The organism is Coleofasciculus sp. F4-SAH-05, assembly GCF_040222985.1.
Taxonomy (GTDB): domain Bacteria; phylum Cyanobacteriota; class Cyanobacteriia; order Cyanobacteriales; family Coleofasciculaceae; genus Coleofasciculus; species Coleofasciculus chthonoplastes.
Map to the genome: position 1 here is coordinate 1 of NZ_JAVKBY010000008.1, position 26,018 is coordinate 26,018.

General features: G+C 46.3%; 21 protein-coding genes and 2 pseudogenes. 9 read left to right on the forward strand and 14 right to left on the reverse strand.

Annotated elements, in window-relative coordinates:
* The 8 genes and pseudogenes from RIG27_RS00795 to RIG27_RS00830 form a co-directional block, all read right to left on the reverse strand.
* Positions 1-1,123: pseudogene (locus RIG27_RS00795) on the reverse strand (RNA-guided endonuclease InsQ/TnpB family protein); the annotation flags it as partial.
* Between the two features lie 92 nt (positions 1,124-1,215).
* Positions 1,216-2,175 (reverse strand): LysR substrate-binding domain-containing protein, encoded by a 960-nt coding sequence (locus tag RIG27_RS00800; RefSeq protein WP_446341578.1) that lies wholly within the window; start codon positions 2,173-2,175, stop codon positions 1,216-1,218.
* 362 nt (positions 2,176-2,537) lie between these two features.
* A complete protein-coding gene (locus tag RIG27_RS00805) occupies positions 2,538-3,317 on the reverse strand; it encodes a BMC domain-containing protein (RefSeq protein ID WP_446341543.1) in 780 nt (259 codons plus the stop codon).
* 163 nt (positions 3,318-3,480) lie between these two features.
* Complete coding sequence (locus RIG27_RS00810) at positions 3,481-4,092, reverse strand: carbon dioxide concentrating mechanism protein (protein WP_446341545.1); 612 nt, start codon at positions 4,090-4,092, stop codon at positions 3,481-3,483.
* Between the two features lie 406 nt (positions 4,093-4,498).
* Positions 4,499-6,214: a ribulose bisphosphate carboxylase small subunit gene (locus RIG27_RS00815; protein WP_446341547.1), complete on the reverse strand. Its 1,716-nt coding sequence runs from the start codon at positions 6,212-6,214 to the stop codon at positions 4,499-4,501.
* A 468-nt stretch (positions 6,215-6,682) separates the two neighbouring features.
* Positions 6,683-6,985 carry a EutN/CcmL family microcompartment protein gene (locus RIG27_RS00820; protein WP_446341549.1) on the reverse strand — a complete coding sequence of 101 codons (303 nt, stop codon included), beginning with the start codon at positions 6,983-6,985 and terminating at the stop codon, positions 6,683-6,685.
* Between the two features lie 138 nt (positions 6,986-7,123).
* Complete coding sequence (locus RIG27_RS00825; protein WP_446339169.1) at positions 7,124-7,465, reverse strand: carbon dioxide-concentrating mechanism protein CcmK; 342 nt, start codon at positions 7,463-7,465, stop codon at positions 7,124-7,126.
* An 87-nt stretch (positions 7,466-7,552) separates the two neighbouring features.
* Positions 7,553-7,864, reverse strand: coding sequence for a carbon dioxide-concentrating mechanism protein CcmK (locus RIG27_RS00830; protein ID WP_006105229.1), 312 nt, complete (start codon positions 7,862-7,864; stop codon positions 7,553-7,555).
* A gap of 622 nt (positions 7,865-8,486) precedes the next feature.
* Here RIG27_RS00830 and RIG27_RS00835 point away from each other — a divergent pair.
* From RIG27_RS00835 to RIG27_RS00850, 4 genes are all read left to right on the forward strand, one after another.
* Positions 8,487-10,370 (forward strand): NAD(P)H-quinone oxidoreductase subunit F, encoded by a 1,884-nt coding sequence (locus tag RIG27_RS00835; protein ID WP_446341552.1) that lies wholly within the window; start codon positions 8,487-8,489, stop codon positions 10,368-10,370.
* A gap of 237 nt (positions 10,371-10,607) precedes the next feature.
* Entirely contained in the window at positions 10,608-12,092 is a 1,485-nt protein-coding gene (locus RIG27_RS00840) for an NADH-quinone oxidoreductase subunit M (protein WP_446341554.1), read from the forward strand.
* Positions 12,093-12,222: 130 nt separating this feature from the next.
* A complete protein-coding gene (locus RIG27_RS00845; RefSeq protein WP_446341556.1) occupies positions 12,223-13,353 on the forward strand; it encodes a CO2 hydration protein in 1,131 nt (376 codons plus the stop codon).
* 117 nt (positions 13,354-13,470) lie between these two features.
* Positions 13,471-14,106: a type I restriction endonuclease gene (locus RIG27_RS00850; RefSeq protein ID WP_446341558.1), complete on the forward strand. Its 636-nt coding sequence runs from the start codon at positions 13,471-13,473 to the stop codon at positions 14,104-14,106.
* 4 nt (positions 14,107-14,110) lie between these two features.
* On the opposite strand, the gene RIG27_RS00855 is transcribed toward RIG27_RS00850, so the two are convergent.
* Both RIG27_RS00855 and RIG27_RS00860 read right to left on the reverse strand, forming a co-directional pair.
* Positions 14,111-14,689, reverse strand: a complete 579-nt coding sequence (locus tag RIG27_RS00855; protein WP_446341560.1) for a hypothetical protein — start codon at positions 14,687-14,689, stop codon at positions 14,111-14,113.
* A 38-nt stretch (positions 14,690-14,727) separates the two neighbouring features.
* The gene (locus tag RIG27_RS00860; RefSeq protein WP_446341562.1) at positions 14,728-15,675 is read right to left on the reverse strand and encodes an ABC transporter permease; all 948 of its coding nucleotides are present in this window, start codon (positions 15,673-15,675) and stop codon (positions 14,728-14,730) included.
* A 49-nt stretch (positions 15,676-15,724) separates the two neighbouring features.
* On the opposite strand from RIG27_RS00860, the gene RIG27_RS00865 reads away from it, so the two are divergent.
* Together RIG27_RS00865 and RIG27_RS00870 are read left to right on the forward strand one after the other, a co-directional pair.
* On the forward strand, positions 15,725-16,057 hold the full coding sequence (locus RIG27_RS00865) for a hypothetical protein (protein ID WP_446341564.1): 333 nt from the start codon (positions 15,725-15,727) through the stop codon (positions 16,055-16,057).
* The gene (locus RIG27_RS00870; RefSeq protein WP_446341566.1) at positions 16,020-17,477 is read left to right on the forward strand and encodes an ATP-binding protein; all 1,458 of its coding nucleotides are present in this window, start codon (positions 16,020-16,022) and stop codon (positions 17,475-17,477) included. The genes RIG27_RS00865 and RIG27_RS00870 overlap by 38 nt, the downstream gene beginning before the upstream one ends.
* 101 nt (positions 17,478-17,578) lie before the next feature.
* On the opposite strand, the gene RIG27_RS00875 is transcribed toward RIG27_RS00870, so the two are convergent.
* Complete coding sequence (locus RIG27_RS00875) at positions 17,579-18,442, reverse strand: hypothetical protein (RefSeq protein ID WP_446341568.1); 864 nt, start codon at positions 18,440-18,442, stop codon at positions 17,579-17,581.
* Positions 18,443-18,678: 236 nt separating this feature from the next.
* Between RIG27_RS00875 and RIG27_RS00880 the strand changes: the two genes are divergently transcribed.
* From RIG27_RS00880 to RIG27_RS00890, 3 genes are all read left to right on the forward strand, one after another.
* The gene (locus RIG27_RS00880; protein WP_446341570.1) at positions 18,679-19,134 is read left to right on the forward strand and encodes a hypothetical protein; all 456 of its coding nucleotides are present in this window, start codon (positions 18,679-18,681) and stop codon (positions 19,132-19,134) included.
* Positions 19,135-19,253: 119 nt separating this feature from the next.
* Positions 19,254-22,514 (forward strand): CHAT domain-containing protein, encoded by a 3,261-nt coding sequence (locus tag RIG27_RS00885; protein WP_446341572.1) that lies wholly within the window; start codon positions 19,254-19,256, stop codon positions 22,512-22,514.
* A gap of 36 nt (positions 22,515-22,550) precedes the next feature.
* On the forward strand, positions 22,551-22,877 hold the full coding sequence (locus RIG27_RS00890; RefSeq protein WP_446341574.1) for a hypothetical protein: 327 nt from the start codon (positions 22,551-22,553) through the stop codon (positions 22,875-22,877).
* 165 nt (positions 22,878-23,042) lie between these two features.
* Here the strand turns inward: RIG27_RS00890 and RIG27_RS00895 are convergent, their stop codons facing one another.
* From RIG27_RS00895 to RIG27_RS00905, 3 genes and pseudogenes are all read right to left on the reverse strand, one after another.
* On the reverse strand, positions 23,043-24,212 hold the full coding sequence (locus RIG27_RS00895; RefSeq protein WP_446341576.1) for a gamma-glutamyltransferase family protein: 1,170 nt from the start codon (positions 24,210-24,212) through the stop codon (positions 23,043-23,045).
* 17 nt (positions 24,213-24,229) lie between these two features.
* Positions 24,230-24,331 (reverse strand): annotated as a pseudogene (locus tag RIG27_RS00900) (hypothetical protein); the annotation flags it as partial.
* A 342-nt stretch (positions 24,332-24,673) separates the two neighbouring features.
* A complete protein-coding gene (locus tag RIG27_RS00905) occupies positions 24,674-25,669 on the reverse strand; it encodes a methyltransferase domain-containing protein (RefSeq protein WP_446341580.1) in 996 nt (331 codons plus the stop codon).
* Positions 25,670-26,018: the final 349 nt, after the last annotated feature.

Here is a 26,018-nt window from a genome sequence, read left to right on the forward strand (position 1 = left end):
CCCCACAAGTGCAATATTATTGGCTCCATTAAAGTCGGCATCTCCATGCCAACCACAATGCCCACATTTGAAAGTCTTGCCACTACGGTAAGACTTTCCTTTTACCGGGTGAATGTGTAGGCAATTGTGACACATTTGGGAGGTGTAGCGAGGGGAGATTGGGATAACCTGAACACCTGCCCCAAGCGCTTTGTACTCAATGAACATTCGCAGTTGGTAGAATGCCCATGAATTCGAGCGTCTACGTTCCGTCTTGCTTCTGGGTTGCTCGTTGGTTCTCTCCCTAATTCCCGTAAGGTCTTCTATAGCAATAGAGGCACTATACTTGACGCTGAGCGGAGTCGAAGCGTCAACTGCTCGTCTGACCACCGATTTGGAGATGTTGTGATTGAGCCATTGCTGGTAGCGTCTTTCCCGTCCCGACAGCCGTTTCAAGACTTCTCGACATCTGCGCCGATTTGTCAAGAGTGCCTTTCGGGGCACTCTTCTGGAGAGATGCCCTAACTTTATAAAACTTATCTCGAACTGATTGGATATGCTTACCGTCCCATTTTTCCCCTTCCGACGTAACGGCGATGTCGCGCCGCCCTAAGTCAATGCCAATTACCTTGTCGGCAATTGGCGAGTCTTTTGCATCGTCTTTGATTTGGATGTGCAAGTAGAAGTGACCATCACGGTGTTTGCATAGTTGAGCAGAAGTCGGGTTTCTCTGTTTGAGTTTTCCTCTTTAGTAGTTGCCGACTTTTAATTCAACTCGCTCTCTACCGTGAGTAGTTGCAAGGCTTACCGTCCAATCCTGTTCGCGAAACCGAAACAAGTCTTTGTCACAGTCCATGCTGGTTGGGGCAAATCTTTTAACAGGTTTGCCTTTTAGCTTGGCTACCTTGCGGTTGGCAGCTACACGCGCACAAGCCCTAACTGCCATGTTAGCCACCAGATTGAATTTTTTCTTGATGGTTTGGTAGACCAAGGACTGGATAGCAATTTTGTTGGTCAGCTTAGGGTTTGTGTTTTCGTTCACGTAGTTACAAGCGTCCGCAAACGCCTGAAGAGTTGCCTCGAAGAAGGCAACTTGTTCAGGAGAGGGTTGGAGCTTTACAACTATTGTGAGAACTTGTTTCATGGCTAAACTATACCACCACATGGGATAGAAAGAGAGAGATTGAAAATACTTCGGGGATTGACCCCTCGCATTTTCGGCTATCCCCCTACCCCTTACTTCGTTGAAGGGGTAGCCCCTTGCGATTCGGGTGGCAAGGTTCGGCGTAGGGCAGTCTTTTGGGCAAAGTCTTTGCCTTCGGTGAGCAAATAATCGAGAAAGGTGCGAGCGACAACGGAGAGTTGTTTGCCGTTGGGGTACACCGCATACCAGTATCGTTCAATCGGGAATTCTTCCACATCTAATATCGTCAGTTGGTTACAGATGCCCTCTAAGGCTAAGGTATGACGGGATAAAACCGAAATGCCTAACCCTCCCGCGATCGCTTGTTTAATGGCTTCATTGCTGCCTAAGTCAAGCTGCACTTTTAACTCGATATCATGGGAATCAAATAGTTCTTGCACTGCCTTGCGCGTTCCTGATCCAGGTTCTCTCATAATAAAGGGTTCCTCTGCCAAGCGCTCCATGGGAATATTGGTTTCATTCACTAACGGGTGATCCGATGGGGCGATAACGACGAGGGGATTGTCAAGAATGGCTTCGTAGGTAATATCCAGATCCGGGAGTTGACTCATAACATACAAGTCATCCGCATTGTCATTCAGACGACCCAGAATATATTCATGATTGGTCACCTGAAGCGACACATCGATTCCCGGATAACGCCGACAAAATGGACCGAGTAACCGGGGAATAAAATATTTGGCGGTTGTGATCACCGAAACCCGCAAGCGTCCCTGTTTCAGACCTTGCAAATCAGCGACGGTCATCTCAAACTGATCTAAGCTCTCAAATATAGCACGGCTGGTCTTGACGAGTTCCTCTCCGGCTTGGGTAAGATAAAGACGTTTGCCTACTTGATCAAATAAGGGAACACCAACCGCTCGGGTAAGCTGTTTCACCTGCATTGACACCGTGGGTTGGGTGAGAAATAGTTCTTCGGCTGCACGAGTAAAACTATTATGTCGAGCAACGGCTTCAAAGACTTTGAGCTGATGCAGCGTGGCTTGCTTCAACGATACTCCTCCTTGATCGGAATAATTCATAGATTATAGTCTATGATTTCTATCAAAACAATGTATTTTTTCTATGATAACTCTGAGTTAAGATTTCAGATAACACCAAACAAGTGACAGTCTTCCTTCCAACTCGCGTTGCCCCTAACCAATTTGTATGTTCCGGAATAAGCGGTTTGGTTTTAGCCTGTACCTACAGGAAAGCTTAATCCGGTCATTGCTGGAATTGGGTGCAACGCCTTTTTTAATAGGTAGACACAATAAACGCTAACAGTGGAGATCGTCATTCGTCCTTTGTCATTTGTCCTTTGTAAGGGTTTGCTTCCCCAGCTCCCTCAGCTCTGCTCATCGGCAATGTAATATCAGAAGTCAATTTCCTTAGTCGGCGCGGGCAATTTATCTAAATCAGGGAGTTCGACTAATTCCTTCTCTGTTTCCTTGACCTCGACAGGTAATCTTAGGGGTTCAGGGGTTTCTTCTTCTTCAATGAAGTAACTTGCCAAGGGTAGGGCTTGTTCGAGATCCTCTAACGGTCGAGTAATCACGGTAACAGCAACCAGTTCCCCAATCCGTTGTGCTTCTGCCATACCCACTTGCAGCGCCATGGCAACTTCTGCCACTCGACCCCGGATAATAACTGTACATAAGCCCGCACCAATAGTTTCGTAACCCGTCAATTCTACATTTGCAGCTTTGAGCATAGCATCTGCTGCACCGACGATCGCGGGAAAGCCACGAGTTTCTAGAAGTCCCAGGGCTTGGGAACTATGGCGCGATCGCAGTTGCTGTTGCGCCTCTTCTAGCAAATGAGAACCCAGAGGTAAAACAACCTCCAAGTTGGGAAACGGTCGAGGAATTACCAAGGAGGACAATAACCGACCTTCTCGTTTAGCATGTTCAACCCCAGCTTGCACCGCAATCCGCACTTCTGCTGTAGCGCCGCGCACAATTGCCGTACAGTGACCACTACCAATTTTTTCAAATCCGATCAATGTCACTCCAGACGCCTTGAGCATCGCATCAGCCGTACTCACAATCACGGGAAAACTGAGCGTAGACACCAAACCCAAAGAGGAGTGACGAAAGCGATTCCGTTGAGTAGAGGGGGCGTGGGGGATAATTCCAGGGTTGTATGACTCCATAGCTCAGCTCTCCATGTCGTTGTTGGCAGTTAAGTGTTGCCTCTAATCCAGTCTAAGAAACCCAACACCTCAACGCTAACAACTTATCGGTATAACCTATCTCAGCGCTGATCTTAACACTACAGGAAGCGGCTAAATAACTCCCCTGCATCAGTAGCCCAAATTATTGATGATAGGGAAATAGAGTTTTGAGAATCCGGTCTACACTCCCTTGCCCATAGACGGAGTTTTCCGCCGGGGAGGTGGCAGATTCAGGTTCCTCTTCCGTCGTAGACTCACTGGAATGTCTCTGGGAATCAACAGGTGGGTTGACATACTGCTGTTCTGGCTGTTCAGGAGATGGAGATGGAGGAGAGGCGATCGGCTTAGGTGCATGATTCACCGCTTCTGGGGGATTAGAGCTATCAACCGGAGGAGTCGCTGGTACACAAACCTCGGCAACTTGACGCCCCACATCACCCACAACAGACCCCGCAGGCACAACGGTTAATCGCTCAATCGAAGCATTCCAAATCGTGGTCAGTGAACCGATACAAGCATTTGCCCCAATTGTCCCGTGACCCACGATCAATACACCTGTACCCAGATTGACACCGGCTTCTATCTTTAACGTCCCTTGGTCAGCGTGCAGAATTGAACCTGCACCAATACAAACACCTGCCGCGATAATCATTTGACTCTCAGGATTAGCCCGCAAAATTACTCCCGATGAAATCACAGCACTCGGATCAATGGTTACATCACCTTGCACGTAGACATGAGAGTAACTGCTCAATGGTAGTGGCAGGGGCAAATGCATTTTATAGTTATAAGTAGGTGGGGATAATAAAAGTTAACGGTGGGGATCGTCATTGGTCATTGGTCATTGGTCATTTGTAAGGGTTTGAGGTCTATTCACATAACTGGTGGATAGTTGAGTTTATTTCCACCGACCTACTTAGACGTTATAAACGTGAATATAATTAGGTCAATTGAATCAGAAGTCCCGCGATTTTGAAGTTAGTACTTTCGGATTACCTCTGTGGGAAAGTAAAGGGATTGAGGATTAAAAATTGTTAATGGTTTATTGAACAATTTCGGAGCAAGCATTGAGTTCAACCCTAACTCCATCACCAATCCCCAATCAACGCTCACCCTTTCCCTTCCAGCGGACTTCTAACAGTTCCTGAGGTAATGATTGCTCAATTTGGCTTTTGAATCAGGGTTTCCAAGACACGCCGCTTGGCTTTTGGATCAATGCCAATCAGACGAACATATTCCTCACTATGTTCAGCCATACAGCCTTCTAATCCCTCAATCACCTCAGAAACCTGATTTGATTCGATGGGAGTGCAGCTTTGCCAGGAACTGGTGCGGAAGCGGCGCTTGTCGGCGTGTTCGGTACCAATTTTGTAGCCTTGAGCTAACAAACCCCGGACTTGATCAATCGCCTCTTGGCTCAAAGACGTATCCGCAGGTGATACAGAATCCGCTTTTGATGGTGCGGATACCGTGCTGTAGCTGCTGCTGGTGCGCCGACCATTTGAGGAGACCGATGTCCCTGTTGTCAAGGCTTTACTATTAGGTCGTTGAATAATTTCTTGCAGCACCCGCCGTTTCGCATTGGGGTCAATCCCAATCAAGCGCACGTACTCGCCCTCATGGTCAACTAAACAGTCGGTAATCGCGTCCATCACCTCCGATTCCCGATTGGATTGAATCGACATCGCGCTTTTCCAGGAACTGGTGCGGAAGCGCCGCTCATCAGCATATTCTAAACCAATCCCATAGCCTTGAGCGACCAGTCCCGCCACTGTTTGCTGAAGATCAGACTCGAGTTGGGGTTGTGAATGGGAAACCTGAAGGTTTTTGCTCGCCGCAGGTTGACTGTAACGATAACTCGAAGACGAAGACGCTTTGGCTGGGGTAGACTTGGACGGTTGATCACCGGGTCTTTGGATAATTTCTTCCATCACCCGCCGTTTTGCTTTCGGGTCAATCCCAATCAGGCGGACATATTCACCTTGATGATCTTGCAAACAATCGTTAAGAGCATTAAGTACCTCTGATTCACGATCTGAGTGAATCGCGATCGCACTCTTCCAAGAACTCGTCCGGAAGCGCCGCTCATCTGCATATTCGGCACCAATCCGATATCCTTGAGCTAACAGTTGACGAATTTGTTTCTGCAGGTCTGAATTTATGGCTGTAAATGAAGGCATGGAACTATAAGAATAAGAAGAACGACGAGAAGTTTGATTTCCATTTTCCTGATCAGAGTCAGATTGTTGAAGCCTCTCCTTGCGGATTGGCGCAATACAAGCTTCATCCGCTGCACACTGATACCCTGATCGCAATGCCTCGTTGCAGGCGATCAGATGATGAGCAAACGTGAGATCCTCCTCTTGGACATCGGGCAATCTATCCGCTTGCTGCTGGTTATTAATCACTGCTCCAGAGGGTACATATTTCCCCGGCGGAATTTCCACATCTTGCACCAAGGCGTGCATCATGATGATACAGCCATGACCGATGCGAGCATTAAACACGGTGGAGCGAAAGCCAATAAAGCAATCATCTCCAATGTAGGCTGGACCGTGAATCAGGCATAGATGAGTAACAGAGGTATTCTGACCAATCCAGACGGAGTAAGCTTTTTGGTCATCCCCCATCACTCGCCCATCTTCTAAGCCATGAATCACCACTCCATCTTGAATATTCGAGCCAGCGGCAATATAAAACGGTCCACCTTCGTCTGCTCGAATGGAAGTCCCCGGAGAAATCAGGACATTTTCGGCGATTATGACATCTCCGATAATGTTAGAAAAGGAGTGGACGTAGGCACTTTCGTGAATTTTGGGTTCCGCCAAACTTTTTGACCAAGGGGTCGGGGGTGCCGCGTAGCTACGAACTACCATGATAATATTTTCCTGCCTTGCACAACGTATATCAACGTGTTGTTTTTTTTGATTAAACCAAGAGCATTTCATCCATAAGCCTTGGATGTTTATCCCTATCTATAGGGATATCAAGATCTTTGTTTAAGCTGGATCTTAAAACATCAGCAATTCTAGATTGTCGGGTTTTGAGCGAGAAGCTTTTCGTTAAAACCCGGGTATTGAGCCGAGGGATATTGGGTTGACTCCCCTCCCGCCAGCAGAATAAATATTGGCTTTAATACGCCAAATTAGGGTATAAATTCTTGGTCTGGCGGTCAGTCATCTTAGACCGATAAGGGAGTCAGAATCAGGGCTTGCTCATCGTTAACGTAGACCGCGTAGGTCTTATGCTGGTCAGGTATGGGCTTTATTTCAAGCCCCCGCCTTTAGGCGTGGGGTTCCTGACGATTCGTGTTAACGATTTCGGATGACTTTTTTCACCCCAGACTATCGATATTGATCTTTTTTACTGTAGAGAATGTGATTATCTACACTAACAGTGTCGATAATCCCCACTACCATAGCATCAATAGGGCGCTTATCATTTTCACCCACCTGGCGGGCTGCGCTGCCGCAACTCACCAAAACCCACTCATCCACACCCGCACCGACGACATCTGCTGCCACTTCGTAGTTAGGTAGAGGTTTACCCTCATCATCCATAAACTGTACTAAGAGAAATTTTACACCTCTTAGGCTGGGTTCTTTACAAGTACTAACGACTGTCCCCCGCACTCTGGCAATTTGCATTTATCCTCCACGGTTGGGATGTTGGATCGTCGGTTCTGGGCGGACTGAGTTGCCGTTTTTTTTAACGAGCGAGTCTTGCCTTTGTCTCAATCCCCAATTAACCTTTCCCATAATCATTTAAGGATAAGGGTATTGGTCTTAGGGACGGTTAAGCGGGCGGATGGCATTCGTGCTTTCTCGGAACTGTTCTACGTCTTCAGTGTACCGAATCGGCAGCACGTACTCTAGGTTTTCATGGGGACGGGCGATAATGTGAGTGGATAGAACCTGACCCCCATTGACGCGCTTGACGTTCTCCACACCAGCGGCTACGGAGGCTTGGACTTCCGACACATCGCCCCGGACGATAACCGTAACTCGACCACTGCCGATTTTTTCATACCCGACCAACGTGACGCGGGCGGCTTTCACCATGGCGTCAGCGGCTTCGACGACAGCCGGAAAGCCGAGGGTTTCTACCATTCCAACGGCGATTGACATGAATGTTTCTCCAAAATCTAGGGGTTTGTCTGTTTTGACACCTTGGGAGCGCCAGGATTTAGCCCAATCATAAGCGTAGAAGTCTCGCTAATATGATCGGAATTGCTCCACGGCTTCGCTATATCGAATCGGTAGAACGTATTCCAAGTTTTCGTGGGGACGAGCAATGATGTGGGTGGATACGACTTCACCCCCATTCACCCGATTAGCAGATTCTACGCCAGCAGCGACGGAGGCTTGAACTTCTGAGACATCGCCCCGAACAATCACCGTGACCCGCGCGCTACCAATTTTTTCATACCCGACCAAGGTGACACGGGCAGCTTTCACCATGGCATCGGCGGCTTCGACGACAGCCGGAAAGCCTTTGGTTTCAATCATTCCTACAGCAATTGGCACGTTGATTTTCTCCTTGTGAATACGTTGACCATGAGTCCGCCCATCCCCGTTGGGCAAAAATTTGGACGGGAATGCCGAAGTTTAGACTAATTAATTACTAGCCAAAACCAAGCATAGAGAAGCTTGGCACAATTGACAATATAAATTATTATGATAATTCTTAATCGAACTGTTTAACAAAACTTAACTTTAGAGCGATAATAATCGAGAGGTTGGGCAAAATTCTCAGCTTTTGCGAAATGTTGGCTTTGTTTTATAATTTTTGGGTAACGTTTTTATAAGTTAAAGTGACTCGACTCCAGACGCCGGGACAATCACCTCAAAATCAAGCAGGGGCAACGGGTAGGAGAAACGCCTGATACCGAGTTGCGCTCTTTCCATAGTAGATAGGAAAAGCAGGGGGAGCAGAGGGAGCGGAGGGAGCGGAGGAAGCTGGGGGAGAGGTTAGCGGTTAGCGTTATTTCTGCCTTCTTGCACTATTGTTAAGTATAAGCTCAGATTATCACTTTGATTAAGCTGACGTTCAAATAGGGGGATTCAAACGGCGGGCGATCGCACTGGAGAGTTCCTAGGTCAATACGCCAACTATTCATCGGATCAACCAACGAGGTAGGCGAGGGGGATGACAGAGTTTCTGAATCAGACAATTTGGTTAGTGCCGTTTTATGGGTTAATTGGTGCCATCTTCAGCTTACCTTGGGCAACGGGTATGATTCGCCATACCGGTCCTCGTCCGGCTGCCTATTTTAACATATTAATGACAATTTTTGCCTGTATTCACGGTTGGGTAATCTTCCGGTCTGCCGTGAATCAGCCGATGGTGAACGAGTTTGTATTTGACTGGCTGCAAGTTGGCGGTGTCAATTTCTCCTTCGCCCTAGAAGTTTCGCCTGTGAGTACAGGTGCGGCAGAGGTGGTGACCAGCCTCTGCCTGTTGGCGCAACTGTATGCTCTAGGATACATGGAAAAAGACTGGGCATTAGCCCGCTTTTTTGCCTTAATGGGATTCTTTGAAGGGGCGATGAGTGGAATTGCCTTGAGTAATTCCTTACTCTTGAGCTATGCCCTATTAGAAATGCTCACCCTCTCCACCTATTTACTCGTTGGCTTTTGGTATGCTCAACCCTTAGTGGTTACCGCTGCACGAGATGCCTTTTTAACCAAGCGGGTGGGGGACCTGTTGCTGTTAATGGGGGTTGTCACCCTGGGAAGCCTCGCCGGTAGCTTAAACTTTAATAACTTATACGATTGGGCAGGAACAGCAAACCTTTCCCCCATCCTCGCCACATTACTGGGATTAGCCCTAATTGCCGGACCCCTGGGAAAATGCGCTCAATTTCCCCTGCATTTGTGGTTAGATGAAGCGATGGAAGGACCCAACCCCGCCTCCGTGTTGCGGAATTCGCTGGTTGTTTGCTGTGGGGCGTATGTGTTGATTAAACTGCTGCCGATTTTAGCCCTATCCCCAGTCACCTTATCTGTGTTAGTGGTAATTGGCACGATCACCGCGATTGGTGCATCCTTAGTCGCCATTGCCCAAATTGATATTAAGCGATCGCTCTCCCATACCACCAGTGCGTATTTAGGGTTGGTGTTTATCGCCGTGGGAACTGGACGCGCCGATATTGCCGTGGCGTTACTCCTCGCCCACGCCTTTGCCAAAGCCCTATTATTTATGAGTACGGGTTCAATTATTCTCACCACCAGTAACCAAAATCTCACCGAGATGGGCGGCTTGTGGTCACGAATGCCCGCCACAACCACTGCTTTTGTTGTCGGTACGGCTGGGATGATTGGACTATTGCCCCTAGGAGGGTATTGGGCGATAAGTAAAGGCATTAATTCACTGTGGGCGGATTCGCCCGGATTAGTCGCCACCTTTATCGTGGTGAATGGGATTACAGCTTTAGGATTAACCCGCGTCTTTCGCCTAGTATTTTTAGGCAATCCTCAGCCCAAAACCCGCCGCGCCCCGGAAGTGGCGTGGCCCATGGCGTTACCTATGGTGGGGTTAACTCTGATTAATCTGGGGATGCCTTTGTTGCTGCAACAATTAAATCTGTTACCTGTTGCTAAGTATGAGTACCTGATTGAAGTCCCCCAATTGTTATTATTGGGTTCCAGCGTAGTGGGTTGTGCGATTGGGGGTTTAATGGACTTACATAGAACTGGATTGCGATCGATTCTCTTACCTGTGAGATTTTTGCAAGACCTTTTAGCTTATGATTTTTACGTAGATCGACTCTACAATCTGACTGTGGTTTTTGCCGTTGACCTGTTGTCTAAACTGACCGACTGGATTGACCGTCATATTGTCGATGGTGTGGTGAATTTAGTCGGTTTGGCGACTGTGGTTGGGGGTCAATCGTTGAAATATAGTGTTTCGGGGAAATCTCAGTTTTATCTGTTAACGATTCTGATTGGTGTCAGCGTATTGGCACTTTTGATGAGTTGGCCCCTCAGTCAGTGGGACTGGGAACGGTGGTTGTTTCTGAATGGGCAATAAAAATGTTGTTGTCGGGGTGGGTTGAACTATTATTGTTTATGAGTTAACCCTAATGTGGCTCAATCTGCACGGGTTGATTGGTATCGAAATTATATTTTTTTAACGCAGAGGGACGCAGAGGTTAACGCAGAGGGACGCAGAGGATCATAACCCATGAGAAATGACTTAGTTTGCTTCTCAAGGGAAGCGAGTATGACATAAGACATAAGACATAAGACATAAGACATAAGAGAAATTATGCTAAGTGCTTTAATTTTAGTCCCGCTATTAACAGCCCTAGTCGTCGGATTTTTGCCCACGACGCTGATGGGAAAAGGGGCGCGTCAAGTCACACTAATTGTTACGAGTGGTCTGTTTATTTGGTCACTGGTACTGCTAGCGCAGTTTAATCCCGGTCAGATGAGTCTTCAATTTCAAGAAAAACTGTCTTGGATTGAGTCAATTGGGTTAACTTACAGTTTAGGTATCGATGGGTTGTCAATACCCTTAGTGGTATTAAATGGCTTACTCACTGTGATGGCGGTTTACGCGACTGATGAGGAGTTAGAACGCCCTCGATTTTATTACACGCTGATTCTGTTATTAAATGCTGGGGTGGCAGGGGCATTTTTGGCGCAAGATTTATTGCTGTTTTTCCTGTTTTATGAACTGGAATTAATTCCTTTATATTTGTTAATTGCCATCTGGGGCGGAAAACGGCGCGGTTATGCGGCGACCAAGTTTCTTTTATATACAGCGGTGTCTGGGGCGCTGGTTTTAGCGGTCTTTTTAGGTTTGTTTTTTTTGAGTGGGGCAAATAGTTTTGCCTACAGCAATGTGCAGAACTTAGCTTCATTATTGCCTGTAGGTCGTCAATTGCTGTTATTAGGCGGAATTCTGATCGCTTTTGGGATTAAAATTCCTTTAGTACCCTTTCATACCTGGTTACCCGATGCCCACGTTGAAGCATCCACACCGATTTCTATGCTGTTGGCGGGGGTGTTGCTGAAGTTAGGAACCTATGGATTATTGCGCTTTGGTTTAGGATTATTCCCAGAAGCTTGGACAGTCGTTGCGCCTTGGTTAGCTATATGGGCGGTTGTCAGTGTGCTTTATGGGGCGTTTAATGCGATCGCGCAACGGGATATGAAGAAGATGGTGGCGTTTAGTTCAGTGGCGCACATGGGATATATTTTACTGGCTGCGGCGGCGGGGACATCCATTTCGCTGGTGGCGGCGGTGATGCAAATGGTGAGTCATGGGTTAATCTCGGCGTTATTGTTTTTCCTGGTGGGGGTGGTGTATAAGAAGACGGGTTCGCGGGATTTAGAGGTTCTTAATGGATTATTGAATCGGGAACGCGGATTACCGTTGATTGGTAGCTTTATGGTATTGGCGGTGATGGCGAGTGCGGGAATTCCGGGAATGGTGGGATTTATCTCAGAATTTCTGGTATTTCGGGGGAGTTTCCCGGTGTTTCCGGTGCAAACACTTCTGTGTATGATTGGGACAGTTTTAACGGCGGTTTATTTCTTAATTCTGTTGGATCGCACCTTTTTTGGGCGTCTCTCGGCACAGGTGATTGATTTACCCCGTGTTTACTGGAGTGAACGGATACCTGCGATTGTGTTAGCGGTGTTGATTGTTATTTTTGGCATTCAACCGGGATGGTTGGTGCGTTTGAGTGAAACCACTACAGCGACGATGGTGACGAATTCACCGACAATGGCTTTAGGGAAATAAGGCAGATGGCAGATGGTAGATGGTAGAAGGGACGTTAATACTAAGTCAGGGCGGGTTTTGCATAAACGTTACTATCAATAGCGAAAAGGAAGTTTCATTACCCGCCCCTACACACTCAAAACTAATTGCTATGGTCATTAGTCAAAAACTATCTAAAAATCATCCCCTAGAACCTTATATTAAACGCCTGAATTCAGGTGAAGCGTTGCTGGTGGATTCACCAGAGAATGTACTAGAAGTTGTGGGGATTTTACATAGTTATGGCATTGTCTTAGATGCCTATTCCCGCAATCTGATTTATATTGCTGAGAATCAGTTTTTAGTCTTTTTTCCCTTCTTTAAATACTTTAATGGGGATGTGTCTTTTCAGAAACTATTGCAGCACTGGTGGCATAATCGGATTAATTTTGAATATGCCGAATACTGTATGAAATCTATGTTTTGGCATGGGGGTGGAGGATTAGATGCTTATCTAGATACGCCAGAATTTAAACAACACTGTGCAGCCGCGATTCAGGCAAAGTTTAAGGGGAATCCTTTTGTTCAAGGATTAAATGGGTTATTTCCCAATTTTCTCACCGAACAAGCGCGTCAGATGGCATATTACAGTGGCTTGGGTCAATTCTGGCGGGTGATGAGTGATATTTTTATGGAGTTATCTAGTCGCTATGATAAGGGTGAAATTAAGACGATTCCGCAAGTGGTGGAACATATTTTAAATGGATTAGTGGCGGCGGCGAATAAGCCAATTACTTATAGCGTGAAAATTCGCGATCGCGAGTTTGAGATTCTTCCAAAATCCGCTGGGTTAACCTTTCTCATGGATACAGGGGTACCCTATGTGGAGGCGATTTTCTTTCGGGGAACGCCGTTTTTGGGGACGGTTTCCTATAACGCCCAAGCCAATCAGATTCCGCCAGAACAAGGTATGTTTACTTATGGGGCATTATATGCAGATCCGTTACCGATTGGAGGATCGGGGATTCCGCCAACATTATTGATGCAGGATATGCGTCATTATTTACCTGATTATCTGCATCAAGTTTATCAGCGATCGCGTCGGGGAGAGGATGATTTGCGAGTGCAGATTTGCCAAACGTTTCAGAAGTCGATGTTTTGTGTAACCACGGCGGCAATTTTGGGATTAGCGCCTCATCCCTTGGATACGATGCAACCGGAACAACAGGCGGAAAATCGGGCGTATTTGGAAAATTGGATGGATCGATTTGTGACATCGCGGATCAATGATGTAAATCAGTGAGCCCACCCCTTTTGCCAAGCCAAGGCGATTGAAATCGCTGCTACACAAACCTAGTCCGCCTGCGCGGACTAGGTTATAACGGGGGTAGTTAACCCGAATTAATTCTTATCTATTATTATGACTCAAACTCTTCCAGCTAGAGAGATTACTCTCCATGAATTAGAAACAAAATTTGGCATCCAGTTGGTTGAAGATGACCAATTCTTCCGAGAATGGCAGGACAACTTACCGGAAATTACTGACGCCGAGAAAGAAAGGTTGGACAGAGTAAAACTCAGTTATCAGAATTTAACGAAATACCCACCTCTGTTGGAAAACACCGTAAAAATGGTTGTTCTTTCTCCCTTGCTAGACTTAGCAGACTTCTACCTCCACCCTTTCCACATCAAATCCGAGAAGTCTGTGGCAATAGCCGCAGAAGATGAGGGAGTTATTGTCAGAGGAGAGATTGATGTATTGGCTTTATTAGAACAAGTTTGGCTAGTCGTCATTGAATCAAAAAAAGCCGCATTTTCGTTAGACGTTGGCAAACCACAACTTCTCGCTTATATGCTATCAAATCCCGATCGGGAAAAACCTGCCTACGGACTAATTACGAATGGGAGTAGCTTCAGATTTATAAAATTAGTCAAAGGAGAAACAACTCGATACGCTGTATCTAAACTGTTTGATATTTTCAATCCAGGAAATGAACTGTATAGCGTTTTGAGTGTACTGAAGCGTTTGGGTCAATTAGCAATGAGTATATACTAAACCTCTAAACAATCAGATTAAGCCAACTAGGATAGGCACAAGACTGGTGATTTTGTAATGGTAATCCCTGATACGTCGAACTTATTTCCCTAACACCCTGCTCAAATTCCTCCAGATTAATAGTGTCAACATCAATAAGTGCCTCAAATGCAATTGTCCACCAATTCTCATTATTAACCGTAAGCTGGGTTAACTCGTAGGTAATCTCTTGGTAAAAACGTTGCGATCGCGCTTTGTTCACCGACACCCATGATCCTTGTGTCAAGCCGCCTTTGGGCATGAGACTCTCAGACGTTGAGTCTTGACAACTCCACTTAATCCATTGTTCAATTCTGCCTTCCCAGTGGCGACTAAATTGTCGGATACCCCATTCCGCCTTACGCCACTTAACCTCTAAACCGCCTTGCCGAAATTTAATATTCAGATACGGACAATCTGGGATATAAAGATAGATATCCTCTCTGGTTTCTGGCAATCCTAATGTCTCGCCTGGACAATCTGTAGTAAACCAATCATTCACCTGTTTAGGTAAATTACCGCCATTGAACCAGCGTAGTTCTAATGTGATGAAGTCATTTGTCATGTTTGAGGGAACAGGGAACAGGGAATTACAATTCAGATTTAATCCTGTTGGTGGGCAAATTTATAAGCGCCGATAAAGGAGAGTGCGATCGCGAAGGCTAATAACACTGGTATAGAATACCAGGGAAACTGGGATAGAGGTAAATAGGCAGCCGCCCGTAATCCGGTACTGGCATAGCTGAGGGGTAATAAGTAGACGATAACTTTTAATGCCAAGGGTAATGTTCTCGGATCAAAAAAAGTTGCGCCCAAAAACGACATTGGTACAATCAAGAAATTGTTGTACAGTCCCACGGATTCTAAGGAATTGACATTCAATCCCACAATTACCCCTAAACCAGAAAATACGGCGCAATTCAGCAGTAACACTAGCAAAAATAAGGGATTGATAAAGCTGAAAACTTTACCTGTAAACAGAACCGCTACCACAATCACTGAACCGGATGTCATCAACCCGCGCACGATTCCCGCTAGAATTTTACCCAAATACAGCGCTAACGGGTGTACAGGCATTAGTAGTGTTTCCGCAAAGGTTTTGGTATACAGCCGTTCACCGCATATCGAAAAGGTGGTTCCACTGAAGCTAATTGTCATCGATGAGAGGGCAATCATCCCTGGTAGAATAAACTCTAAATAGCTATCACCCGCCGCAGGTTCCATGGCTGAATCGAGGGCGCTACCTAATCCCAACCCAAATCCGATAATGTAAATTAGTGGGGAGATGAGTCCAGCTGCCGCGACTTGCAGGATTCTCACCCGCAGCTTTAACCACTCGCCCCAGAATACGGTGAGACTATCGGCGATGATGGTTTGCCATTGACTGCCTTTGAGAGTTTTGCTGAAGGGGAATGCGAGATTAGACTTCACAATATTGATAGGATTAACATCTCTTCTTAATATTACTTCATAATTCTGGGCATCTGGCTGATGGTGTGAGGGAGATGGGGATAAAGTGAGGAGGGCGGCGGAATGTTTGGTCCCAATCATGACCATTGTGTGGTAAAACATCTGCATCCTCAGTCAGGCGAATCCGGTGGTGGTGGGGTTGGGTTTGTTTCGCGATGTTTCGGTTAGGTATGAGGGAGATGGGGAGTTTAGTCAAAAGCTTACCCTCGAACCTCGTGAAGGGTCAATTGTCAGGGCGGATTTAGCCATACTTGTAGGGGCGGGTTTAGCCACTCAATTCAGACATTCACCGATAACTTCTCAACAAAACCCGCCCTCCCCACCAATAACTGAAGTTGGCGTATCGGTATTTATCGGAATCGGGAATTACACCGGAAGCGACGCCACGGGGGTAGTTAGGGTTAGGGGAGGCGGTGTTTCCTCCCTTGGAAGAGAATCATGGCGGTTATGTGAATACCGATGACCGAGGCTATCAAATTTTACTCGATTGGCGACAGTTTCCGGAGGCGGGATTTGACCGGGTTTCGCTGATGGATGTGCTACGAGGAAGGGTTTCTGGGCAACGGTTTCAGGATAAGGTGGTGTTGATTGGGGCATACTCGCCGTCGTTACGGGATAGGTTTTATACCCCTTTTTCTCACTATCAGGGAACTACACCGAAACATAAGTATGGGGTGGAGATTCAGGCACTGTTGACGAGTCAGATAATTCAGGCGGCGCTTTTGGAAGCTGGGGGAATTCGGGGTGTGGCGCAACCCTGGGAATATGGCTGGATTTGGCTGTGGGTGAGTTTGGAGTATGTGTTTCTACGACGCTGGCGACGGGGGCGTTATCCGGGGTTGACGTTGATTATGGCGTTAATCGGGGGGATTAGTTTAAGTGGTGTCTTGGTGGGGGTGACGTATACAGCATTTTTACTGGATATCTGGATACCGTCGGGGGCAGCGTTGGTGGGAATTGGGCTAATGGGGGTGTGGGGAGTGCTGTATTTTTATATTCAGGAATTGCAGGAGTATAACCGTTTGTTGGTAGCGCAGGTGAATCAGAAGACGCAGCATTTAGAGGAGGCGTTGATTCAACTGCAAACGACGCAAAATCAGTTAATTCAGCAGGAGAAACTCACGGCGATGAGTTCCTTGGTGGGAAATTTATCCCATGAGTTGAAAAATCCCCTCTGGGCGCTGGGAAATCGGTTGGAGATTTTAACCATGTTAACTCAGCAATGGCGGCAGGGGAAGGGAGAGGAAGTGGTATTCAAATGGGAACAGCAGGTAGAGAAGGCGAAACAGGAGTTAAGTCGGGCGAATGGGTTGGTGGCGACGTTGCTTCCGGTTCCCCAGGGGGAGTTACCTCAGGGGTTGGCGAGGGCGACGGTGGGGATGATTGTGGAGTTGGCGGTGAAGTTGGCTTGTCCCCAGGATGAGGGGATTGAGATAGAGTGGCGATTGGGGGCGTGGGATGGGGTTCCGGTGAAGGTGCCGTTATTGGTGTTACGGGTGTTGACAAATTTACTGGATAATGCTGTGTATGCGGTGCGGTGTAAGCGGGAGGGGTTGGAGAAGTCTGATTCTTCCTCTGCTTCCCCTGCTTCCAGTTATATCCCGCAGATTCGGATTGAGTGGGTTGAGGAAAATGAGTCGGTGATTTGGCGGGTTTGGGACAATGGGATAGGGATAAGTGAGTCGGTGCAGAAGCGGTTGTTTGAACCGTTGGTGACGACGAAGCCGATGGGGGAGGGTTCGGGGTTGGGGTTGTATATTGTCTATGAGTTAGTACAGAAGCATCAGGGGGCGATTGGGGTGGCGTCTCAGGTGGGAGAGTATACGGAGTTTGAGGTGGTTTTTCCCAAGAGTCAGTTGGTGTTTGATATTATATCTGCCTAAAACCGCTCTAAAAACAGAGGATACTGCAAATATTCGAGAAAGTATTCTAATACTTTTGTTGCTAAATGATGGTAAAATACAATAATAAATTTCAGCAACCCCTACTTAGATGCTGGCTTGCTAGTTTCTGGGCTAAGAATCAACAACTGATCGCCGCCATCGCTTTCTCGAATCACCAGTACATAGGGGCGTTCATCGGGAGCAGGATTTGGAGGTAGTGTTTTGAACAGATAAATCCATCCGTTACGCTCAATCAGTAAGCGCCAAACTCTAGGCGGATTGATAGTTGTATCGGTGGTTTCTTGTCGTCTGAGATTTTCCAATAAGCCGGAATCGCCAATGATGCGGAAGTCTTCTAAAGGGGGATTTGTGAGTAAATCATTAGGCTTACGTCCTAGGGCTAATTGGTCTTTAAGTGTAACCAATGTGACGACGGGCAGTGAGGATGTATCATTGATGGCATCCTGTCTGGCATCTGCAATACCCTGCCACCTTGCTAACCAAAATAGAACTATTAAAATCCAAACTACTATTACTATTTCATAGCGTAAAGGTTGGGGAAAAATGCCTGCAAATGAACGTAGTTTTCGGACAATCCATGACCTGTAGAGGTTTTGAGTGAATCGGATGAGGCGTGACTGCAAACTATTGGAGTTTCCGATAACTTGCCATCTGGGTGGTTCCAGCAACCCTATCGTTAGTTGAATCAGGAATACTGTCACCACAACAGCCAATACAGTTTTGCTGAATGCCCAAAAACTACCTAAAAATACTTGGAAGGGAACGATAAAAAATGACTCTAGGGGTAAGTCAAGAATTGTGATTTCTAGTTGAAAGAAGCTAAAGTATGCCCAGCGATAAATCCCGCCTGTGAAGTAGAGAAATGCAGCTAGGATGCCAAGTAGACTAACAAGCGTTCCTAAGATGTTGGGATTGTTGGTAGGTGGGGGAGTTTGGGACAACATCTGTATCCAAATGCACTAAATCTTGAGCGTGGTGCAAAATGTGAACCTCTAACCTACCACTCTTATACTCCGATAAGCGCAAAATTTCCGGAATATTGGGTGGCAACTTTGAATCTGGTATGTAGAGGAGTACAGCGTTCTCAATCATGAAAGGATTTTTCCCAATACTAATTGTTACACTGCTAGTTTCAGGCTTCGGGCTGGCAGGATGTAGTGACGATAAACCAAACGGTGTTGTGTCATCTCCGACGACATCACCCGCAGAAGAGGCACCAATTCCGGTGGTGCTACCAACTTTAGCGGATGTAGAGTTGATAACAGGGGAGTCGAAGTCGGGTCGAGTAACGGCGATTACTGATAAAGCGCTAACGCTTGAAGCGAGTGGTGAGGCTGACGCTATTGCCATCGAAGAGATTAAGCGAGTGGAGTTTAGCCAGGAAGCACCGTTGCCACGAGGTTCAGCACCTCGACTGAGAGGTGAGGCTGAAATCTGGCGGGTAACGCCGTTGAAAGCTTTGCAGATTAAGGACTCTAGTCAAGGTGTAGCTGAGGTAGCGCTGAGTTCTGTTGTGAAAGAAAAGCAATCCCCCCCGGATCCCTTAGGTAGACCTAGTAGCTATGAAGTCAATGAAATGTGGTTTGATGACCAAGATTCCAAAACAATGTGGATTGAGGTCATTCCTATTGAATAGGTATTGAGGTGCAATCAGCAATGTTTTTCCAGAGAATAGGTTTCACAATTCTTTTATTCTTCTTAGCTACTGTCTCGCCCCTTATCAGTTTTCCCCTAGTAGTTAAGATTCCGCAGGTCTTGGCTCAAAGCCAAAATATTCTTATTCTTAAGACAGAAGCAGAGCAACTCCAGCAACAAGGAATTGAAAAACTTAATAGTGGTCAAGCTGAGGCGGCAATAGATCCTTTGCAGCAGGCACTCAATATTTATCGAAAAATCAATGACCGTAATGGAGAAGGGCAAACTCTAAAAAATTTGGGTAATGCTTATTATACTTTGTCGAATTATAACCAAGCTATTAACTCGTCTCAAAAAGCGTTAATACTAGCCAGGGAAATTAATGATTATGACTTAGAAAGTAGAATACTATTGAATCTAGGTAATATTCATCGTGAGCAACAACAGCAACAAAAAGCTATTGATTATTACCAGCAGAGTTTGATAGTAGCCCGGACATATAAGATTCAAGAGGTTCAAGGACTAGCCTTGGGGAACTTAGGAATTGCTTACTACCATCTAGGAGATTATTCCAAGGCAATTGATGATTTACAAAGTGCTTTGAAAATTGCTCGCTCAGTTGGGGATAGAAAATTAGAGTCAATGACTCTAGTGTATTTGGGACAAATATATAGTTCTCTTAATAAATATACCGAAGCAGTTGAATACTTTCAGCAAGCTTTGCTAATCACCAGGCAACTCAATAATCGTCGCGGTGAAGGTGCTGTTGCAGGCGGACTAGCACTTGCCTACGAACAGCAGGAAAACTATGAAAAAGCCGCTGAGTTTTACGAGCTTATGCTGACTGTGGCGCAAGAATTCAATGATCGAGGAACTGAGCTAGAAGCGCGTAGAAGCCTTGAAAGGGTTCAGCATAGATTTGAGCAGCAGTCACCAGAGCCAGCAGGGCAGCAACTCGATCTATTGGCGCAAGGACGAAGCTTGTATGAGCTTGGCAGCCTTTCTATAGAACAAGATAACTATATCCAAGCCATTGAAAATTTTCAGCAAAGTTTAGAAATTGCACGGAAAGTTAATAATCCAGTGCTACAAGCTCAATCTCTTCGAAGTTTAGGAATTACTTACTTTGGCTTAGGAGACTTTGACAAGGCGATGAAATATGCTAGACAGACTTTGGAGGTGACAAATAAATTTGATAAAGATCAGAAATCACAACAGAGTTTATCTACAGTAGAACTTCGTTTTATTCGACAGTTACACGGAGAAGCTTTATCTCTATTGGGCAGTGCATATTTATTTGGTGATGCCGATGCTGATCAAGCAATTAAGTATTTTCAGGATAGTCTAAACATAACAGCATCTGACCCAAGCATTAGCCCAAATCCTGAAAATCTAAGCAGTTTGGGTCTTGCTTATATGGTGAAAGGTAATTATGATAAAGCTATTTATTTTTACGAAGAAGCTTTAAGCGTTCATCGCTCAATCAAAAATGATTTTCAATTTGAAAATATAAATCGTCAGATAGAAGGAATATATCTAAGATTTCTAGGCTGGGCTTACGCTTCTAAAGGAGAATACCAGAAAGCAATTAAGTATTCCCGAAAGAGCTTAAATATTGCTCAAGAAGACAAAAATCTCATTGGTAAAGCAGGAGCTTTAGGTAATCTGGGTCGAACGTTATTTCTTGCCGGTAATCTCCATGAAGCTGAAAAAACGCTATGGCAAGCAGTAGAAGTATTTGAATCTGTAAGAACAGAATTAGGTCAAGAAGATCTCCAAAAAGTTTCCTTCTTTGATATCTACACAGATGTTAACGAATTGCTACAACAAGTCTTGGTTGCACAAAATCAATCTTTTGCAGCGCTAGAAGTTGCTGAGCAAGGTAGAGCCAGATCTTTCATTGAACTGTTGGCATTCCGTTTAGGAGCAACTGAACCTTCAGTTCCATCTCCCAGCATTCAGCAAATTAAAAAGATCGCCAAGGAGCAAAATGCCACCCTTGTCGAGTATTCAATTATCTATGATCCGTCCCAAACACTACTTCCTGCCAGAATTTCTGGTCAACAGCGAAACAAAGAATCGAAACTCTTTATTTGGGCAATTAAGCCTACAGGTGAAGTGATCTTTCGTGAAGTTGATCTTAAATCTTTGTGGCAGCAAGAAATATCTGAGCCACAAACTTCTGTGAGGAATTATTGGCAATCATACCTTGCTTCTTGGGGTTACCCAGTAACCATCGCTATTTTGATTGTCGTTGGTGGTGGCTGCATTTTTATAGCTATTCGGCGTAGACGATTAGTTCCCTGGTCACTTCTCGCAGTTGCGAGTACGATTGGTTTAGTTGGGTTAGTCGGCTACAACCAACTCAGTCAGAACCTAGCCACTCGCTCAGGAGAGCAACCCAAAACAGCTCTAGCAAAACTCGTTTTTAGCACCCACGAAACGAGCCAAAAAGGGATTCGTGGCTTGGCAGAAATCGCCAGTGGAAAGACTCGTCAAAGCCAAGAGGAACGCTTACAACAACTGCACCAATTACTCATCGAACCCATTGCTGACTTACTGCCAACTGAACTCAATGCCCGTGTTATTTTTATCCCGCAAGGCGACCTGTTTTTTGTGCCATTTCCTGCTCTACAAGACGAGTCAGGTAAACACTTAATCGAGAAACACACTATCCTCACTGCTCCCTCGATTCAAGTTCTAGAATTAACCCGTCAACAACGACAAAAATTGGTAAGTCGGGAATCGGGAGTCGGGAGTGGTGAATTCATGGTAGTGGGCAATCCCACTATGCCCAAAGTTGCACCCGTACCCGGAGAACCACCTGAACCATTAGAACCCCTACCCGGTGCAGAACAAGAAGCCAAAGAAATTGCATCCTTACTGAATACTCAAGCTATCATCGGGAACCAAGCCACAGAAGCTGCAATTGTCCAGCAAATGCCCAAAGCGCGGTTTATTCATTTAGCCACTCACGGCTTGCTCGATGACTTGTACAATGCAGATATTCCCGGTGCCATTGCCCTTGCTCCCTCCGGTGAAGATGACGGGTTGCTCAGGGCTAGCGAAATCCTAAAACTGAAACTCAACGCCGAGTTAGTTGTCCTGAGTGCCTGTGATACTGGACAAGGACGAATCACTGGTGATGGTGTAATTGGCTTGTCCCGTTCCTTATTTACCGCAGGTGTACCCAGTGTGATTGCGTCCCTCTGGAAAGTGCCAGATGAGCCTACAGCCTTCCTCATGACAAATTTTTACAAAAATCTCCAACAGCAACCTGATAAAGCTCAAGCGCTGCGTCAAGCGATGCTCACGACAATGAAAAAATACCCCAATCCCAGAAACTGGGCTGCATTCACCTTAATTGGAGAAGCGGAGTAATCGTAATCTTCTTTCAAAGAAGGAGTTAGTAAAACCATGAATGCGTACAAAAAATATATCACCATTGAAGACCCCAAACAACTTATCCTATCCGATTTACCCTTTCAACCCGGACAGCGAGTCGAAATCATTATCCTCGCCGAAGATAACCCCAGAACACATGCGGTCGAACGATTGCAAACCTTATTAAAACAGACCCAAGCCTTACACGCCGATAACCCAATGACCGAAGCCGAAATCGCCGCCGACGCCAACTTTTTAATCACTGGAGACAGAGATTTCTCAGACGTTCAAACCTTGGGCAATACCACCATTATTTCTGTGTCTTTGTTCAAACGCTTAGTTTGTGATGTACAGGAATAACTGGGTCATTTCTCAAGCACAAACACACGAGAGAACTATCAACAACGATTAAGCAACTAAACCCCTCTTCCCTTCTGCCCGGTTGGTGAGCCTGTCGAACCACTGCCCTCTGCCTTCTGCCTTATTAATACCCCATCGCTTCCCCCGCCACTCGCCGCCGATCATTCACCCCCCAACCCCCCCCGATTCAACCTTAATCGACTCCGCCGCCCCCCAACTCACAAACGGAATCACCCGATATCCCTTCTCCCACAACCTCCAAACCCCATCTCCCTCCACCGCAAAAGGTTCCGTCACCACCCAATTGGGTAATCCCTGATAATGGACACGCGGCGCATTCACCGCCTCGGCGATATCCAACTCATAATCAATCCAATTCGTAATCACCTGCACCACCGTAGTTGGAATCGTCGCCCCCCCAGGGGAACCCGTCACCAACACCACCTGGTCATCTTTCTTCACAATTGTTGGACTCATCGAACTCAACGGTTGCTTCCCCGGTTCAATCTGATTCGCCTCCCCCTGAACCAAACCAAACTGATTCCCCTCCCCCAGCTTCACCGTAAAATCATTCATCTGATTATTCAACAAAAACCCCGTATCCTTTGCCATCACCTTAGCGCCAAACAGGGAATTAATCGTATAAGTAACCGCCACGGCATTACCAAACTGATCCACAATAGAATAGTGCGTCGTATGCGTCCCTTGAGGCATATCCTGGATATGCAACGCCTGGGGATTCAGCGCCCTCTCGCCAATTTGTTCCCGAATCTGCGCTGCATACCCTTGACTCAACAGGCGCTTGACGGGAATCTCAACAAAATCCGGATCACCCAAATAGTAATTCCGATCCCGATAAGCAAATAGCGCCGCTGACAAAAAGGAATGCAGACTCTCCACCGAACCCCATCCCCACTCCCCCAGGGGATACCCCGCCAACACGTTCAACATCTGACACACCGTCACTCCCCCTCCCGGCGGTGGCGCGGTTACCACCTCATACCCGCGATACTCACAGCGCAAGGGGGTATCCTGACGCACCCGATACCGAGTAAAATCCTCAATAGTTAGAATCCCGCCATGCTCCTGACTCGCTTGCACGATCGCATGAGCTATTCTACCCTGATAAAAAGCCGAAGCTCCCGATCGCGCGATCGCACTCAACGAAAGAGCCAACTCCTCCTGTACCAACCGTTCCCCCACCTGAAAGGCTTCCCCCTCATCCAAAAAAATCGCCGCCACAGTCTCCTGTTGGGAAAACACCTTAGTATGAAGCTGCAACCGTTCCATATCCCCCGGTAACAGACTAAACCCCCCCTGCCAATATTCCCACAACAGGGATGAACCACCGCCAAGGCGTACCCCACCCCCACCGCAGCATCAATCGCATTTCCCCCGGATAGTAAAATTTCTTGTCCCACCCGCGACGCTTCCTGGTGCGCCGTCACCACCATCCCCCGTTCCCCCTTTACCGCTTGTGTCTGTTGGGGATAACAGGGAAATAGCCGACAACTCGTTCAACTGAGTATCCCATAGAGGTAGTTTAAATCATATCTTGTCCAGTTAACATCGGTGGGTTACGGCGGATTGTTTATTAAAGGGTTATCGCTTCGGTGAAACTTCCGCCTAACCCACCCTACGTTTTTAGCTCTAATGATTTCCCTCTAGTCTCTTTTTTTGAGACAAAGGGGTTGTTGTTTTATTTATTTTGTTATCCCACCCTTTCTCGCCGTCGGATCGCGCCTCTATAGGAATCACCGTGCTGGTAACACGGTGAGGATGTCAAGTTTGATTCATTACCGTTCTGTCGCCACAGCTTGAGTCGAGACGGTTTCGGTTAAATTGGTTGAAGAATTGGCTCGAATAGCGCGAAACATACCAAATCGACAAAGCCCAGAACCGAAGGCTAGCCGCATCAGGAGAATCGTCGGCACTTCTCGCACAGACTTGATAAAACCTGATAGACCAAACTGTAGCCATCCCTGGGGTCGAATGATGCCTTGCCAGATAGTATCAAGCCAAGATGGAAGCGTTTCGTCTGTCCAATCTGCGGTTGCTACACTGCCCTCAACCAGTCCGGTTTCCTGCAACCGTTCCGAAAACCCTTCAATACTGGAAAACGCCGGATGAGACCACTGATCCAAGAGTTGCCGCATCACCGGACGTTCCCAAAAATTAAGTGGTTTCTGGCGATCATCCCGTTGATTCCAGTCAGCAACAACCAGAATACCACCAGGCTTGAGTACCCGCATTAATTCTTTGGCAAAAAGAGCTTTATCGGGAATATGAGGACCCACTTCAATTGACCAAACCACATCAAAACTGGCATCTGGGAAAGATATTGCCATGGCATCATCGACTAAAAACGTCGCATCTAAGTCCTTTGGCGTTAACTCTTGAGCGCGTTTTATTTGTTGGGGACTGATGCTAATTCCGGTTACGGCAAACCCGTAATCCCGTGCTAAAATACGACTGCTGCCGCCGATGCCACACCCGACATCTAAAAGAGTCGTTCCTGGGGGTAATTTATCGAGTCCTCCCCAACGCACCATTTCATGCACAAAATCAGATTTTGCGGCTAAAAAATCCTTGGGTTGAGGCGGTGAGCCATAATGCCCTAAGTGAATATGTTCGCCCCAATAAAACTCTAAAATACCATCTTCTGTCCATTGGTCATAGGAATTGACCACCGATTCAGAGGATTGATAGCGGCGACCCGTGACGAGATAGAGTAGGATAGCGATCGCGAAGAGTCCCAGCAGAAGTCCCAGAAGCGGAAAAAACAAATTCATCAACGTTAAACCCTCAAATTTTTGACCGAGAACTAGGGATACAAGCCTCGTCCTAAAAGGACGACTTTTTATTTTCTCTTAGTCTTGTATTGTAATAAATAATGTGTTAACCTATAAAGGTAGTCTAGCACAGGCGAAAGTCGTGAGTATCGCCAATCGATTTATCGATGATTATCACATAAAGTGATGCTAGTGCATGAGGCGCGAGAAACCTCTTAAAAACGCATCTTAAAAACGCATCTTAAAAACGCATCTTAAAAACGCATCTTAAAAACGCATCTTAAAAACGCATCTTAAAAACGCATCTTAAAAACGCATCTTAAAAACGCATCTTAAAAACGCATCTTAA

Excerpts from the sequence above, each read along its gene's own strand:
- RIG27_RS00805 (WP_446341543.1), bottom strand. The coding sequence starts at position 3,317 with ATGGAGTCATACAACCCTGGAATTATCCCCCACGCCCCCTCTACTCAA.
- RIG27_RS00815 (WP_446341547.1), bottom strand. The coding sequence starts at position 6,214 with ATGGTAGTTCGTAGCTACGCGGCACCCCCGACCCCTTGGTCAAAAAGT.
- RIG27_RS00820 (WP_446341549.1), bottom strand. The coding sequence starts at position 6,985 with ATGCAAATTGCCAGAGTGCGGGGGACAGTCGTTAGTACTTGTAAAGAA.
- RIG27_RS00825 (WP_446339169.1), bottom strand. The coding sequence starts at position 7,465 with ATGTCAATCGCCGTTGGAATGGTAGAAACCCTCGGCTTTCCGGCTGTC.
- RIG27_RS00835 (WP_446341552.1), top strand. The coding sequence starts at position 8,487 with ATGACAGAGTTTCTGAATCAGACAATTTGGTTAGTGCCGTTTTATGGG.
- RIG27_RS00840 (WP_446341554.1), top strand. The coding sequence starts at position 10,608 with ATGCTAAGTGCTTTAATTTTAGTCCCGCTATTAACAGCCCTAGTCGTC.
- RIG27_RS00845 (WP_446341556.1), top strand. The coding sequence starts at position 12,223 with ATGGTCATTAGTCAAAAACTATCTAAAAATCATCCCCTAGAACCTTAT.
- RIG27_RS00850 (WP_446341558.1), top strand. The coding sequence starts at position 13,471 with ATGACTCAAACTCTTCCAGCTAGAGAGATTACTCTCCATGAATTAGAA.
- RIG27_RS00855 (WP_446341560.1), bottom strand. The coding sequence starts at position 14,689 with ATGACAAATGACTTCATCACATTAGAACTACGCTGGTTCAATGGCGGT.
- RIG27_RS00860 (WP_446341562.1), bottom strand. The coding sequence starts at position 15,675 with ATGATTGGGACCAAACATTCCGCCGCCCTCCTCACTTTATCCCCATCT.
- RIG27_RS00875 (WP_446341568.1), bottom strand. The coding sequence starts at position 18,442 with ATGTTGTCCCAAACTCCCCCACCTACCAACAATCCCAACATCTTAGGA.
- RIG27_RS00890 (WP_446341574.1), top strand. The coding sequence starts at position 22,551 with ATGAATGCGTACAAAAAATATATCACCATTGAAGACCCCAAACAACTT.
- RIG27_RS00905 (WP_446341580.1), bottom strand. The coding sequence starts at position 25,669 with ATGAATTTGTTTTTTCCGCTTCTGGGACTTCTGCTGGGACTCTTCGCG.